Source organism: Aestuariirhabdus sp. LZHN29 (assembly GCF_049985285.1).
Lineage (GTDB): Bacteria > Pseudomonadota > Gammaproteobacteria > Pseudomonadales > Aestuariirhabdaceae > Aestuariirhabdus.
Window position 1 is genome coordinate 408,228 of record NZ_JBNIEU010000002.1, and the last position, 15,307, is coordinate 423,534.

Genomic DNA, 15,307 nt, shown 5'->3' on the forward strand with positions numbered 1-15,307 from the left:
ATGTTGAAAGTTAGTGTTGTTTTACCCGCAAAAAATGAAGCGGGTGGCCTCGAGCGAGTTATTCCTGCCCTAGTGGGTATGGGAATTTTCGATGAAATTATCGTGGTTGACGATGGGTCGGTCGATCAGACTTCGACTGTCGCGAGCGGTTTCGGCGCCAAGGTCATACATCACCCGTATTCAAAGGGGAATGGGGCTGCTATTAAGTCCGGGGTTCGTGCAGCCACGGGAGACATTATTGTCTTTATGGATGCTGATGGTCAGCATCAGCCTGAGGATATTCCCGATCTCCTGGAGAAATTGGATGAAGGATATGACATGGTGGTGGGCTCTCGTTCAGGCTCTTCACAGGCCAGTGTAGGGCGCTGGGCTGCCAACTCATTTTACAATCGACTAGCGACGTTTATGGTAGGGCATAAAGTGGAAGATCTAACGTCTGGGCTGCGTGTTGTCCGGGCTAAAAAGTTTCGTGAGTTTCTCTATCTGTTGCCCAATGGATTTAGTTACCCAACAACCAGTACGATGGCGTTTTTTAGAGCTGGCTACTCTGTAGGTTATTGTCGGATTACTACTCTGAAAAGGGAGGGTAAAAGCCACATTAATCCCATTCGAGATGGCCTGCGCTTCCTTTTGATTATTTTTAAAATCGGCACGCTTTACTCGCCCCTCAAACTTTTTGTTCCGTTCAGTTTTTGTTTTTTCTCTTTGGGTATGGGCTACTATCTATTTAGTTTTCTGGCATCAGGACGATTCACCAACATGTCAGCCTTGTTGTTGAGTACGGCCGTGATTGTTTTTCTGATTGGACTGGTTTCTGAACAGATTACAAATTTAATGTATCAAGGGACGGTGTCCGATAAGGACAGGAACCAGTGATTCCTTTGTTGGTACTAACTACAACCTACCCTCGATGGAAGAGCGATGTAGAACCAGCCTTTGTTCACCAGTTGAGTAAAAGGCTGACCGATGCCTTCACTGTTCATGTTATTGCACCTTGGGCTCCAGGCAGTGCTTTGGTAGAGCGGATGGATGGTGTTCAGATTCACCGTTTTCGTTATTTTCCCGCTCGCTGGGGGCTACTGGCTTATGATGGAGGGATAGTACCGTCGATTCGCAGGCATCCCTGGATGATCATCCAGCTGCCTTTTTTTGCGGTCGCAATGTTGCTAGCCTCACTGAGGGTGAGCCGAAAGTATCGAGTGACGTTGGTTCATGCTCACTGGATTGTGCCCGGGGGCATTATTGCTCTTTTACTTAAGCTATTGCGCGGTGGGCGAACTCGAATTCTGCTTACCAGTCATGGTGCAGACCTTTACGCGCTAACTTCGAAGTTTTGGAAGAAACTCCAGCGAGAGGTTATTAATCGAGTTGACCAATTTACTGTAGTTAGCAGATCTATGGCCGATCATGTGGCAAGCGCTTTGAATACCAATAAGCTTGCTCGTATTGAGCCCATGGGAATAGATGCGCAGCAGCAGTTTACCTCAAAGCGCTCGTGGGGTGATCGCGAAGGAATTGTTTTTGTTGGTCGGCTCGTGGAAAAAAAGGGGGTGAATGATCTGCTGGATGCCTATGCTCGCATCGCGGCCGATTACGACATCAAGCTGACGTTGGTTGGCGATGGTCCAGAGCGTGGTGCGTTGGCAATGCAGGCAATTCAATTAGGGGTGAAGGGGAGAGTTACTTTTTTGGGGGCGGTGCCATCGGATAACGTTGGAGACTACTTTAATCACGCGAAAATTGCAGTAATGCCATCTATCGTCGCTTCAGATGGTGATCAGGAAGGTTTGGGGTTGGTGGCTGGTGAGGCGATCTGTAGTGGGTGTATTGGTGTGGTGTCTAATCTTTCTGCGATTAATGATGTCCATGATGAATCGTTATTACAGTTCCAGGCATCTAACGTTGACTCATTGGAGATGCGCCTTCGTTGGGTGTTGGAGAATGAGGCTGAAGCTCGTTCGCTGACTATTGAATTGCGCAAGCGGATTGTAAAGAGGTTTGATTGGGCCGAAGTGGCTAATCGGTATGAAGCGATACTAGATGATTTAGTCGAGACATAGAAATTTTTCAATGAGGCTAACTAAAATTTATCGGGTGGAACGAGTGGATAGAGATTATCAATACGGGTTTTCAGATAAAAGCGATGCGATGTTTGATATCGCCGCAAGACAACGAAAGGCCGTAACGATGATAAGTGTATTGTCGGACTTTTATGATAATGCAATCGGTACAAAAAATGCTCTCAATGTAGGGGCCTCTGCGGGAATTATCGATGAATACCTCTCTAGATATTTTGAAACGGTCACCTGTATAGATATTGATGAGAAAGCGATATCTTTTGCAGGCAATAACTTTAGTAAGAAAGGGCTTCTTTTTGAGGTTGGTGATGGAATGAATATGCGTTACGCAGACGAATCATTTGATGTAATCGTGTGCGCGCAGGTGTATGAGCATGTTCCCGATGCTCAGCAATTAATGGCCGAGATATGGAGAGTATTAAAACCTGGGGGAGTAGTGTATTTTGCGGCCGGCAACAGGGTTATGATCAACGAGCCACATTATAATCTGCCGCTGTTGTCAGTAATCCCCAGGTCTCTTGCGCATATTTATATCCGTTTAGCCGGAAAAGCGGACCGCTACTATGAAAAACACCTGACATATTGGGGGTTGAAGTCTCTAGTCAAAGATTTCATATTGCATGATTACACCAGACAAATGTTGTCGGATCCTGAAAAGTACCATGTGCACTATATGGTCCCACCCGGGTCGTTAAAACAGAAGGCGGCGGTATTTGTAGCAAAGTTTTTGATTTTCCTCGTACCTGGGTATATATGGCTTTTGGAGAAACCTGTAGATAAGGCCGGATGATAGTTGCCGCTTATTACTTGAATCCATGATGTGCTAAAGGTTGCTACCTATCGATCAGCGCAGCCGGAAGCGTAAGCCAGGGCCATCAATAGTCGTACTACAAGTTTTTTGGCTCCAAAGGGAATCCATTGCTGTTCCAGTAGAGGAGCCACAAGCCTGCAGCCCATAGAATGAATTGGGCTTAGACGGAAAGCAATATTTGAAAGTAGGGAGGGCGAGCAGCGCAAGTCTAGTTTCCCGTATGGGGTGGCCTCGTAAAAATCAGGGTGTCGCCGGTGAAATAGAGGCGCTGAGTATTGGGCAGCGATTATCAGTTTGCCGCATAACCCGGACAGGGAGAGATCGTCACGGTGCTCTACAGAATTGGTTAGGAACTGCACCTTGTCGGAGCTGATTATGTTGGAAATTTGGCAGAGGAAATCCTTATCCTCGAATCCATAACTGCTATAGCATGTTGGGAATCCCCCCATGCTAAAAAACAGTTCCCGGTGAATAGAAAAATGAGCTGTAGTCTGAGCAGTGATATTTTTTATGCGCAGGCGCGAAGCAGCCACCTCGTTTTGGTAACGCGCCCAAAACCCAGCTCCTGAGTTGAATATTTGGCCGAATACGACGCTAGCGCCTTGGCTTAATGCCTTCAGATGTTTTGATATAAGGTAAGGGTTTGTCATATAGCAGTCGCTATCGATAATCATGATGGCATCAGATGTTACTAATTTGGCCCCTCGGTTGATTGCGCTGCTTCGACCTTGATTCTTCTTAAGGGTCAGTACTCGAGTATATGGGTCCGATAGCTTTTTTAGAATCTGTGGTGTGGTATCGCTGGATCCATCATCTACGAGAATAATCTCCAGAGGCGGGTGCGTTTCCAGGATTTGTGATCGTATAAATTGTACCGTTGAATTGATTGTATCCCGACAGTTGTAGCACGGGATAACGATCGACAGTTGTATATTAGTGGGCATGGGGTCAGGGGGTTCGTTTGCTGGTCGAATGCAAGTAAATAGCTGTTTTGGATATCAACATATAGGCTCGAGGCCAGCGCGTAGCCAAATATAACGCTCCCAGTCGGCGCAAGTCATAAATTGACCGAGCTATTCGCAGGCTCTCTATAAAGCCAAGTTTTACCCTGCGATGGTAGAGGTCGTTGATACGGTGTATGTGCTGCTCATCATCCGATAGTAGTTCGCTGTGTTTGGCGATGAAGGCCTGGTAGCCTCGATACGCGTTGGAAGAAGTTGAAATTCTAATTTTGGCACTCTGCTGATCGATGATGTAGGAGTGGTTATCCAGGCGTAGAGCTGGACCGTATTGTGTGATTAAACGGAACCATAGGTCGTAATCCTGCCAGGCAGGTAACGATTCGTCGTAAAGAGTTTCTGGGTAAACGCGCTTGCGCTCGATAAAAGAATGGGCTCCTACATGGTTTTTACGCCTGATATCCTCGAACTGGATGATACTGGGTTTGCCGAACGTGTGGATCTTGCCGTATGGGGAGTCGATTATGTTACTGGTGCAGAGGAAGCCATATTTTGGGTCGTAGTTGGAAACGAAGTCGGCTATACGATGAGGAGTAAAGAGGTCATCATCATCGAGGCCGGTGATAAATTCACCCCGAGCTGCTGCAATGGCAAGATTACGAGCGTGGCATGCACCTTGAGGTTTATCGCTATGCAATACCGTTAAGTTACTGTGCTGTTTTTTTAGTTGATTCAGAAAGTCACGAGTACCATCATTGGATCCGTCATTACAGACAATGATTTCGATATTGGGATAGGATTGTTCCAAAACAGAGCTTATGGCTCGTTTCAGCAGCCGCTTGCGATTGTGGGTAGGGATGTAAACTGAAACCAATGGGTTCACGGTAAGGTGCTCTGAGAAGATCTCGAAGAGGGAAGGGAATTAATCCAATCGAAAAATGCCGTCGCATGGCCATCGCTAATCATCTCTTCCATATACTCATGGCCTGGGAGATCGGCAATGACGACTTTGGAGCCAAGCTCAAATGCCTCATAAAGAGCTGTTGAAAATACACCAATAGTTACTTGTGCTGAAGCGAGCAAAGCGTGGAGATTGCAATTTTCGATGATTTTTACCCTGTTTTGTTGGGCAAGTTTAACAAGGGAAGGGTATTGCCTCCACCGGCTATACTCACCCGGATGAAGTTTGTAGTTGATCTCTAAACCTGTGAGCTTATCTATATTTTCTAATATGAGGTTTGCGAGACGTTCGCCAACGACGCCTTGGGATATTACAACTAACTTGAAGGGTGAAGTAATAGTGCCCTTGTAAGCATTAATTTGTGCGGCAAGATACCCGAAACTATGAGCTTGTGCATTACAAAAAACATTTATGGATCTAAATCGGTTTTCCCATTGTGAAGACCAGCAAAGAAATATGTCAGGCAGGTATTTAGGTGCATGGCTTGTATCTGGAAAGCTGTATCCGAGATGAAAACGTGAAAACGTTCCATGTTGGACCTCAATTATTTTGCAGTTCTGTCGCCGCCCGGCACTTACAAGTGCCGCATTATCATAGGATGTTGTCAGATAGAGTGTCGTGATGTTTAGGCGTCGCATTAAGTTTAAGTACGAATTTTCTAAGGATTTAAACCTAAGTAGCTGGGTCTCAAGATAATTAGTGCTTATTATGTCGGTATTGAAATTCTTGTTGATTACAGCACTCAAGGTTTGTAGTTGTAGGCGTGTATTAGAAGGAAGGCGGAAATGCAGCTTTCCCAATAGGTCTGCTTTTGTTTGGATCCAATAGGGGGGCAATTTAATCTCATTGTTCTGGTATTCCGGGTGGTGTTCAAGTCCCGGATCAAGCGAAAACCAGGAGCATGGCAGATCACTTAACTGTTCACGAATCTCCAAGCTATATACATCCTGGAACCGACCATTCCAAAATACTTTTCTAGGGTGCTCAACGACGAGAGTTGATGGGGTGGCATTGGCAGGGAAGGATGGTCGGTGCTTGATTACTTTCACCAACGTTCGAAGAAGCTTTATTATTTTGGTGAGCGGAGGTGTCTTTAACGAAGCTTGGTGAGGTTGCTCTAAGACACCGCAGGATTGGGATAGTCTATAATAGATCGCCATTCTGCAGGCTTGCCATAGGTAAACCCCATCGGACTCGAATTGCATTAGATTATTATTTTGCTCGACATTAATAAAATGTTCGCAAAAATCTTTAAGTGATGGCTTTGTGGTTTGAGTCATTGTGAGGTCTTGAAAATACGTCTGTGTAAATACCCTGATAAGGTGTAGTGGCTTAGCTTTGATCTGACAGTTGCCCGCGTTTAATGGATTCCTGTCATGCTAATCTTGAGATAAATTTTTTCAGCCCCAATCGGTTTTCCAGAAAAAACTACCGTTGGCGTTTACCGTTGGCGTTTTGCCACAGCATGTGGTGCCTGACGCTATCATTATCAATGAAACTTCTTTTCTTGTTTGAGTCGCTCATAATGTTCAATATTACGCGCTGAAAACTGCTTGGCAGGATGCCCTCCTACGATCGCGTAACTATCGACGTCACCCACTACGACACTGCCCGCTTGAACAATTGCCCCTTCCCCGATAGTGACACCACCTAATATAATAACCCTATTACCCAGCCACACATTATCGCCTATAACAACATCCTTATAAACATAGGTACTGTCATAAGGTATTGCGGAACCTTCATCGTAATTATGATCCTGGGTGATCATCATGCACTCAACCCCCGAGTGAAAGTTATTCCCGATCGTGACATTTCCGCCGCCTACGATTTGCATTCCATTAAAATTAACATTGTCGGCTAAAACAGTTGTTTTGGTAACCGAACTCTTGCCATTCACCTTCAGGTTATTACCATAGGATTTGCATTGAACCGATATAAGCTTCGTATAAACTTTTGCCGTTAGTTTCTTTCTTAACATCAGAATCGAGCGAACAAAGAATTTAAAAATGCCTATCATCTTCTCCTCCCAAAAAATGCAATCCAGGGCATCGGGTAAAGATGCTGAGAGCGCCAGAAAACAAAAATGAACCATACAATATACGCAAGGAATGTTGCCTGAGCAGCCCCTATCGCACCATTCATGCTAATCAAAAAGTAATTCGCTACAACATTAAAAGACGCCGCTATCATTGTACTTAACGCTATAAACCTCGTCTGCCCAACATGAACCTGGTAGGGCAGGACAATCTTATAAAAACCATGAAAAAGGTAACCCGCAGCCACCCACACAACAAAATCTCGGGCGCCAATATAGTCTTCACCAACAATGAGCACCATGGAGTAATAAGACAGCAGGGATATGAGGATAGCCATTACACTTAGAGCTAACGCATACAGATAGGAAAACTTAACAATAGTTAACTTATCGGCATCTTTTGGATCTACAACTTTCTTGTAGAACCAAGGCGACCACGCCTTTATAAATGCATCCGAGAACACCATTACAATGGACCCAAACATATACCCAACCGAGTACAACCCCACCGCCGTTTTATCAACAAGTAAATCAAGGAAAAACCGGTCACTAATAGCAAGCAAAGCCCCGCCCAACATATGAGGTATCAGGGGGATTGATATCGACAGAATTTCACGAGTACTCGTAGCGGAAAAACCGATGCGAAGATAGCCGGTGTAGTACGTCACCCAAAACGCAATAGCTGATAAAACCCCAGAAGTGACAACTAGCGCCCACAACCGTCCTTCCCACCCCATATTGTAGCCAACGATCAGGAGAAGGGTTGCGGCAACGCTAATGACTGCACCAACAATTTCAAAACTTCCATAAGCTATAGGTTTCTCTCTGTTACGAAGAATTGTAAGGTTTATAACATTGATGGTATTCATGAGAGAGAGTATTGGGACAGAAAGGAGCCAATTATTTGGAACACCCAGTACTTGATCATACAATGAATAAGCAATGGCAAAAACGATTGAAACAATAGAAAAACTTAGGAAAAGAATCAGGTAGATATTATAAATATAAGCCGCTATATCATCCTGCGAAAGCTTATAAAACTTCCTTGTAATATTGGAGTTAAGCGACATCCCAATAAAGGGGGAGGTAAAGGTGACCAGCAACTGAAAAATTGCAATTAGGCCGTATTCCTCTGGGCTCAGGTAGCGCGTCAAAACCGGTAACATCAGAAAAGGTATAGCCTTACTGATGATGCTCGAAGAGAGGTAGATGGAAGCGGCTTTAATCACGGTAACTGTTTGATGAAACCGAGCATTAGCTGCTCATTTTGGTCAATAACCACCCGACTAGCTGCAGAACGCGGGTAGCCATGTGTCATTTCATACTCCAGATTTAGAACCGTATCCTTCACAACCGGTACAGGCACTATTCCCGATAGGTGCCGACGAAGCAGCCTTTTTAGCCTGCTACCTTCTCGATAATTACATCCATCCAGTATCAATCCACCTATTACTTCTTTTAGCGACTTACCGCGCCCATCTTCTGTTATCAGCACTGAGGGCCTGGAAATGCTGTTCATGAAGATATGGGCGTGTACTCTATAGCCAATATGCAGATCGGCTTCGGCATAGTGACTTATTAGATTCTCAGCGCTTCCGGAAATATCAACGTAGGAGATTTCGTTTGCATCCAGCCATTGAGCAAATTTGCGATTGGATTCTAAAAATGAGCTCTGGGCAGCATGAACACTGAGGAACTCATCACTCAACGAATGGTGAAAAACAACCGTCAGATTGGCATCACAAAAAAGATCCCTCAACGAAAATATGAGTTCCTTTGCCTGACGATCCATCGCCCTGTTCTTAAACATAGACACACCCAAAGAAAAACTAACCTGCTTTACTTGTTTGGGTGGAGCAAAGGGTCGATTAAGGTGCTCTATGCTGTACAGCGCGGGGCATCCCGTCATCATAAAATTCTTGTATCCCAAACTCATCAGGGAGTTGAGTGTCCTATAATCCCTCACACTTGAGCTGTGTCCGGAAGCCTCCACTCGGGAAAGCAGTTCAATTGTCTTATCACTCAGAGGATAACTGTGGGTATTCTGCCAAGAGCCATTATGGGACTTCCACCCGACACCCATGCAGATGATAGGCACCCTAATATCATCCAGGCTCTCCCGTAGGGGATAGATTCGAGGATACATATCAAACTGAAGCGCCGGCCCCCCCATAAGTACCAGGGCCTTTGAAGAGTTCACTACCTCAAGTTGTGCATCGGACAGAGGCTTCCAACCATCATAATCAATAACAGATCGATCTTTTCGATATTCACGCAGCAACGCCATCGCCCGATGCTTAATGAGGTAATCACCGGCGTTGTTCTTGCTTCCGGTTAAAAGCACATAACGTTCATCAGGCATTAACGAATTTCCCATTAAAGAGCCCATTCATGGCTCAGCTTCGGACAGTTGCTGATGTTGGGGATATCATATTCCACTGCAACAGATCATCTTCACCGATATCTACAGTGGCCTTCTGCCCAATTACATCATCCCAAAAAACCGGACTGATGCCATGGGCTGGGCGCTTGGCGATTAGCATATCCTCAGTGATCACCTCACCAGTCGTAATCTCTCTCGCCGCCACGATGCTACGACGCGCATGCAAGCGAGCAGCAGCTTCATAGGAAAGCGATTTACCCTCCTTAGAAACCATCTGTTTGTACAATGAAGCCTTGGCGTTAAAGTTGACCAAGTCCGTACGATCCATCGCATGATAATGGTCGTTACCCGGCAACGTTTTGTCATGTGTAAAATGCTTTTCCAGTATAGAGGCCCCAAGCAGTAACGCGGCCTCCAGGGAACTGATCGTTTTGTCGGGAACTACATGGTCGGAATACCCAATGGCACATTCTGGAAACACTCTTTTAAGAACCCGAATCATCCCTAGCTGGGAGTGTTCAACTGGTGTGGGGTAATTCAGTACACAGTGGAGAAGAGAGATCGACTCAGCACCGGCTTCTGTAGCCGTCTTAACCGCAAACTCAATTTCAGGCAACGTAGAAGCACCTGTCGACATAATCAAAGGTTTTCCGGTGCCTGCGCATTTACGTATCAGCGGCACATTGGTTATATCTGCGGATGCTATCTTGAATACCGGCATCAGCGGATCCAGAAAATCTACGGCATCAAGATCGAATGGTGTCGACAGAAAATCAACCCCCGCCGCATCGCAGTGCCTGGCTAGTTCCTTATACTCAGCCTCGCCAAAACCATCATATTTCTGAAATAGTTTGTACTGGCTTTCAGTAGGTTCTTTGCTTGTATCCCAATACGCCGGGCTATTTCTCGAGGCGATCTTCCCGGCTTTGTAGGATTGAAATTTTGCCGCGTGCGCCCCAGCTTGTGCTGCTTCATCAATGAGACGCTTAGCGAGATCCATGCTTCCCTCATGGTTAACCCCAATCTCAGCTATGATGTAGGGGCTCAAGCTTCTCCCAATCTCAAATTTGTCGATCATAAATGAAGATGACATACGGTACCCTAGCTTTTTAGGAGGTCGATAATTTTTGATATAATCCGCTTCTTTCCCAGAGTTAGATCTAGCTTCGAAGATTTCTCGATCATCTGGTTTCTAATTTCTGGGTCTGACAGCACTCTGAGGATAGCATCTTCGATTTTTTTATCACTAATGTCGCCGCGGTAGCCGAGATTGAGGACGCCATTATCACAGGACGCGAAGGTATGGGTTGTTTCCCTTCGATTCTGACAAATAACAATGGTAGGAACGTTCAAGGCGGCGAGTTCTAAAACAGTTCTACCTCCTGATGTCACAGCCATATCGGCAATGCACATATAATCAGATATGCGTGATGTGCCAGAGTGGACTTTAATGCGTGCGTAGCCAAGCCTAGTAACTAGGTTAGTAAGTTGATTGTAATGGTCGAACCCAGGCCCAACAACGACATCAATATCGAAATTCAGCTCTTCAGTGTATTTTGAGGCTATTAATAGCGTTCTGGCTGTCAAATTACCCTCATCGACTCCACCGAAAGTAAGTAGGATACGTCTAGCAGTCTGTTGCCTGTTGCGGGCAGGCAAATAAAGAAACTCATCTCGTAGGCCAAAATATTTTGGACCGGCTAACATGTTTTTTAAAGGTGGTTGGTGTGGGTATAAGGCATTAATCACCAAATTAGCTATGGATGCACCGCTTCCCATATCTTCAAAATTTATCGTTTTGATCCCGTTCTCGGAAAGGTTGCTCATGTAGGCGGTATCAGTATCCAGTATATCGTTAATCACCATTTCAGGGCTCAGGTTTGTAATGGTAGATACTAGTTGGCCTGCATCACACACATGAACTAAATAATTGTGCTTTCGAATCTCATTGATAGCAAGATCACTACGTTCCTCACATACAAAGTGGAGGTCATACTGTACTAATTCGTGCGCTAACATAAGCGCTCGGTACGCATGCCCTAAACCAACTTTGTCATATCCTATGACTGTAAAAACAATTCTCTTTCGGAGTAATAGGCTTTCACATATCGCTAAATCGGAGAAACTATCTATATCCACACTTCTGTCGTAGGGCATGTGCAGCAAAGAAACATTTGATCCTATGCGTGTCCCTTTTCGTAGCTGCTCAATGGTGCACCCGATGATCGCACCTGTTTCTTTGTAAACTTCCGGAAGCTGCTGACGGTTAACCCTTGTGTTATATAAAGGAAAAGCCTGATTGTCTCTTATTGTCCAGGTCAAGTGGCGGTCATCAACAACAGACAGCACCGTGTCGGTTACATCGTCCCGAAGTATCCTGATCGCTTCTTTAATCTCCTCAGCACAGATTAAGGGTGATGTCGGTTGGATGGTAATTATCGCATCGTACGTTTCGGACCAGCGCTTTTCGGCTTGCTTTGTCGCACATACGATGACCGGATCCAGGGTGACGGTATCTGCCCCCAACTCTTTGGGTCGGATTAAAACGTCGGCACCAAAGCGCTCTGCAAATAATGCAATTTCATTATCGTCTGTACTGACCACAACCCGACAGCTAGTCTGAACCGAGAGCGCCGTCCGAATGGAATAGTGTATTAAGGGCTTCCCAGCAAGAGGCCGTAAATTTTTACGTGGAATACCTTTTGATCCCCCTCGGGCAGGGATCACAATCAGTACGCGCATAATATTCCCCACATCTTGAATCTGATAGAAGGTAGACTGTTGGGCATCGTCAGAACGCTCAAAATTTGTTTCAGCGAAATTATTATCTAGTGATACTGAGGGGTTAGCTACTGATGTCTGCTGCTTTTCACCCGAATTTCATAGCACTTTGTCGTTTAATGGCAGCTTTACTAGATAGCATGCTCTCTATGGCTATAAGTTATTTTTTAGCCGAATCCATCCGGGTTTTTTTGCTGCCAGTTCCAGCCGTCGCGTACCATCTCATCCAGACCCAGCTCTGCACTCCATCCTAGTTCCTGCGCTGCGAGGCTGGCGTCGGCATAGCAGCTGGCGATGTCCCCAGGGCGTCGATCGACAATCTGGTAGGGAATCTTTTTGCCGGAGGCGTTGGCGTAGGCCTGCACCATTTGCAGTACGCTGTAACCGTTTCCAACGCCCAGGTTGTAGGCCTTGCAGCCGGGTTGCTGTTGCAGTTTTTGCAGTGCTTTAAGGTGGCCTTTGGCCAGATCCACCACATGGATGTAATCACGCACTCCGGTGCCGTCGAGGGTATCGTAGTCGCCACCAAACACCCGTAGCTGTTCGAGTTTACCGATCGCCACCTGGCTAATGTAGGGGAGCAAGTTGTTGGGAACTCCATTGGGGTCTTCGCCAATCAGTCCGCTGGGGTGCGCGCCGGCCGGGTTGAAGTAGCGCAGAAGTAGAATGTTCCAGGCGCTATCTGCCCGATGGAGGTCACCCAGCATCTCCTCGATGATCAGCTTGGAGCGCCCGTAGGGGTTGGTGGCCGATAGTGGAAAATTTTCGGCGATGGGGAGGGAGGCTGGGTCACCATAAACCGTCGCAGACGAGCTGAATACCAGGTTGCGACAGTTGTGGGCTTTCATGGTCAGGCAGAGGTTGAGAGTACCGCTGACATTGTTGTGATAGTACTCCAGTGGCAGTTCGCAGGATTCGCCCACCGCTTTGAGGCCGGCGAAATGAATTACCGCATCAAAAGTATGGCTATCAAAGAGTTGATTCAGTGCCCTGGCATCGCGAATGTCGATCTGCTCAAAGGTGACCGGTTTGCCGGTTATTTGCTCTACGCGGCTCAGGGACTCGATGCTGCTATTGCTCAGGTTGTCGATCACCAGCAGCTCGTGGCCGGCATCAATCAGTTCGACGCAGGTGTGACTGCCAATATAGCCGGCGCCGCCGGTAACCAGAATTTTGCTCATAGCCCTCTTTGCTATCCTTTTTAAACAACCGTTGGATACGCAAAGAATAATGCAGTTGAGGGGCAATAACCATGCGTTGTCGCACGCCTGCGCCTCTTAAGGGGTTAGGGGCTAAGGTGGCTCGATAGCAGGGAGGCGATCTATGCGGGACTTAATTGCATCCGCTTGCGACAGAACAAAGCTATTGGTCAAATGGTGGCTGTCCCGGTAGACAATGATGCCGTCGCTGGAGAGCGCAGAGCAGATACCCTTGGGGCATACCAGATCATTGAGATTCAGCACAAAGCTGTTAGCGAATGGGGTCGCGGCGGCGGTAAGGTAGCTTGAGACTTTGGTGGCCAGTGCATCCTTCCCGACAGGCTTTGAGCAAATAGATGCAGCAGTAAGCAGTTTTTCTGGATCCGATTGATACAGGCGCTCTATGCAGCCGGGGCCGTTGCGAGACAAACCCGGGGCGCCGGGGATTATCAGGACACGATCACCGACAGGGCTCAGTTGCTGCAGTATCCGAGCGCTGCCGTTAATCCACTGGCTCTCGGAAAAATCGTAGGTTTCAGAGCTGCCGATAATGATGGTGTCTATTTTTCTGGTGGATAATTTTTCCAGCAGACTGTTACGCCACTCTTCGCACACAGCGTAAACCGTCCCGATACGGGGGTAAAAGTAGTCTTCGTCCACCATGGGGCAGGCGGATTTTGTATAGACCTCGATGCGCCATTGGCCGCCTCCAAAAATGTTCGCAAAGGCGGAGTACCATTGGGCCCCAATACTGTCGCCAATAAAGACCATCGTTTTCTCTGCGTTGGGGTTGCCGCCAATGCAGGCACTGACTTCGGCGCTGTAGTACCAGGTATCACAGCCCGCAGAGTAAATTTCGGGAACGTCTGCGCGGGCCCTGGCAATAGCTTGTTGCACTTGGTCTGTGGCGGGAGCGGTGCGGGAGTTGATTTGCAATAAGCCCCCGCTGACAACAATCAGCATCGCGAGCAGTGATACCAGGATTGTACGCCTGGGCTGCCCATGGCTGAGGGCGCCGCGCCAGAAGGGGAGTTCCACCCAGCGGTAGGACAGTGCGCTGGTAGCCAGCGATAGGGCAACCAATAGCGTTGCCAGTAGTCCGTCGTTTCCAGCCCCAAACACAGTCAGACCGAGAATCAGGAACGGCCAATGCCACAGGTACCACGCGTAGGAGCGATCGCCTATCCATTGCATGACCGGGTGAGACAGTATCGGGCTGGAGTTTGCAGATTGCGCCGTTGCTAGCAGTAAGGCTGCGCCCGTGGAGGGGACTAGGGCCCAAAGGCCGGGGTATCCGAGTTCAGGGGTAAAAAAGATTGCGCTGGCAGCGATCAGTAGTAGCCCAGTCGCCCGAATCAGTGCGCAATGAGCGACGCTTTCTCTACTAGAAAAGAGCACATAAACAATAGCTCCCAGTGAAAACTGCCAGATGCGCATTGGCATCAGGTAGAACGCGTACTGGGTGTTTTGGATGGACCCATACCAGCAAGCGGCAAGGCTGACGGCAAACAGCAGCCCCAGAAACGCCAGTAGGGAATTTTTACGGGTGGTAATACCCCACAGGCCCATCAAGCTCAAAAGTAATGGCCAAACCAGGTAGAACTGCTCTTCGACCCCTAGTGACCAGGTATGCAAAAAAAGATCTTTGTTCGCCAGTTCGGCGAAATAGTCGGCATTGGAAAATGCGAAGAACAGGTTGCTGGTCCAGGTTGTGGCATAGATCAGCGAACCCATCTGTTGTCGTGCCTCGTAGCCGGACAACAGAAATGATGCGGCGGCGGTCGTTACGACGATCATGGCGATCAGGCTGGGGAGTAGTCGTTTCAGGCGCCTGCCGATAAAACGGCCGTAGGCAATGCGACCCTGGGTGGCCTGCTCTCGGAGCAACAGGCCCGTTATCAGGTACCCAGAAATGACGAAAAACAGGTCTACCCCGATGAACCCCCCCTCAACAAACGAAACCCCTGCGTGGCTCAGCACCACCAGCACGATCGAAATAGCGCGTAGGCCCTGGATATCGGCTTGAAAAGGCAGGTGGTCGTTTCGAATCATGGCGCTCGGAAGGTCTCAAAATGGAAGAAAACAATAGCATGAGAA

At 47.3% G+C, this 15,307-nt stretch carries 13 protein-coding genes; 3 read left to right on the forward strand and 10 right to left on the reverse strand.

Annotated elements, in window-relative coordinates; all coding sequences use genetic code 11:
- The 3 genes from ACP3PW_RS08600 to ACP3PW_RS08610 are packed head-to-tail and all read left to right on the forward strand — an operon-like array spanning window position 1 to window position 2,868.
- On the forward strand, window positions 1-876 hold the full coding sequence (locus tag ACP3PW_RS08600; protein WP_426416284.1) for a glycosyltransferase family 2 protein: 876 nt from the start codon (window positions 1-3) through the stop codon (window positions 874-876).
- Complete coding sequence (locus tag ACP3PW_RS08605) at window positions 873-2,060, forward strand: glycosyltransferase (RefSeq protein ID WP_426416285.1); 1,188 nt, start codon at window positions 873-875, stop codon at window positions 2,058-2,060. Before ACP3PW_RS08600 ends, ACP3PW_RS08605 begins: the two co-directional genes overlap by 4 nt.
- A 43-nt stretch (window positions 2,061-2,103) precedes the next feature.
- Entirely contained in the window at window positions 2,104-2,868 is a 765-nt protein-coding gene (locus tag ACP3PW_RS08610; RefSeq protein WP_426416286.1) for a class I SAM-dependent methyltransferase, read from the forward strand.
- A gap of 47 nt (window positions 2,869-2,915) precedes the next feature.
- Here the strand turns inward: ACP3PW_RS08610 and ACP3PW_RS08615 are convergent, their stop codons facing one another.
- The 10 genes from ACP3PW_RS08615 to ACP3PW_RS08660 form a co-directional block, all read right to left on the reverse strand.
- Window positions 2,916-3,833, reverse strand: a complete 918-nt coding sequence (locus ACP3PW_RS08615) for a glycosyltransferase family 2 protein (RefSeq protein ID WP_426416287.1) — start codon at window positions 3,831-3,833, stop codon at window positions 2,916-2,918.
- Window positions 3,834-3,837: 4 nt separating this feature from the next.
- Window positions 3,838-4,731 carry a glycosyltransferase gene (locus ACP3PW_RS08620; RefSeq protein WP_426416288.1) on the reverse strand — a complete coding sequence of 298 codons (894 nt, stop codon included), beginning with the start codon at window positions 4,729-4,731 and terminating at the stop codon, window positions 3,838-3,840.
- Window positions 4,728-6,089, reverse strand: coding sequence for a hypothetical protein (locus tag ACP3PW_RS08625; RefSeq protein ID WP_426416289.1), 1,362 nt, complete (start codon window positions 6,087-6,089; stop codon window positions 4,728-4,730). Before ACP3PW_RS08625 ends, ACP3PW_RS08620 begins: the two co-directional genes overlap by 4 nt.
- 209 nt (window positions 6,090-6,298) lie before the next feature.
- Window positions 6,299-6,829 carry an acyltransferase gene (locus ACP3PW_RS08630; RefSeq protein ID WP_426416290.1) on the reverse strand — a complete coding sequence of 177 codons (531 nt, stop codon included), beginning with the start codon at window positions 6,827-6,829 and terminating at the stop codon, window positions 6,299-6,301.
- Window positions 6,826-8,076: an oligosaccharide flippase family protein gene (locus ACP3PW_RS08635; RefSeq protein ID WP_426416291.1), complete on the reverse strand. Its 1,251-nt coding sequence runs from the start codon at window positions 8,074-8,076 to the stop codon at window positions 6,826-6,828. The genes ACP3PW_RS08630 and ACP3PW_RS08635 overlap by 4 nt, the downstream gene beginning before the upstream one ends.
- Window positions 8,073-9,209, reverse strand: a complete 1,137-nt coding sequence (locus ACP3PW_RS08640) for a polysaccharide pyruvyl transferase family protein (RefSeq protein WP_426416292.1) — start codon at window positions 9,207-9,209, stop codon at window positions 8,073-8,075. Before ACP3PW_RS08640 ends, ACP3PW_RS08635 begins: the two co-directional genes overlap by 4 nt.
- A 34-nt stretch (window positions 9,210-9,243) precedes the next feature.
- Window positions 9,244-10,230 carry an N-acetylneuraminate synthase family protein gene (locus ACP3PW_RS08645; protein WP_426416293.1) on the reverse strand — a complete coding sequence of 329 codons (987 nt, stop codon included), beginning with the start codon at window positions 10,228-10,230 and terminating at the stop codon, window positions 9,244-9,246.
- Window positions 10,231-10,331: 101 nt separating this feature from the next.
- Complete coding sequence (locus ACP3PW_RS08650; protein WP_426416294.1) at window positions 10,332-11,972, reverse strand: cytidylyltransferase domain-containing protein; 1,641 nt, start codon at window positions 11,970-11,972, stop codon at window positions 10,332-10,334.
- Between the two features lie 206 nt (window positions 11,973-12,178).
- Window positions 12,179-13,192, reverse strand: coding sequence for a UDP-glucose 4-epimerase GalE (gene galE, locus ACP3PW_RS08655; RefSeq protein ID WP_426416295.1), 1,014 nt, complete (start codon window positions 13,190-13,192; stop codon window positions 12,179-12,181).
- Window positions 13,193-13,303: 111 nt separating this feature from the next.
- Window positions 13,304-15,262 (reverse strand): acyltransferase family protein, encoded by a 1,959-nt coding sequence (locus tag ACP3PW_RS08660; RefSeq protein WP_426416296.1) that lies wholly within the window; start codon window positions 15,260-15,262, stop codon window positions 13,304-13,306.
- Between the last annotated feature and the right edge of the window lie 45 nt (window positions 15,263-15,307).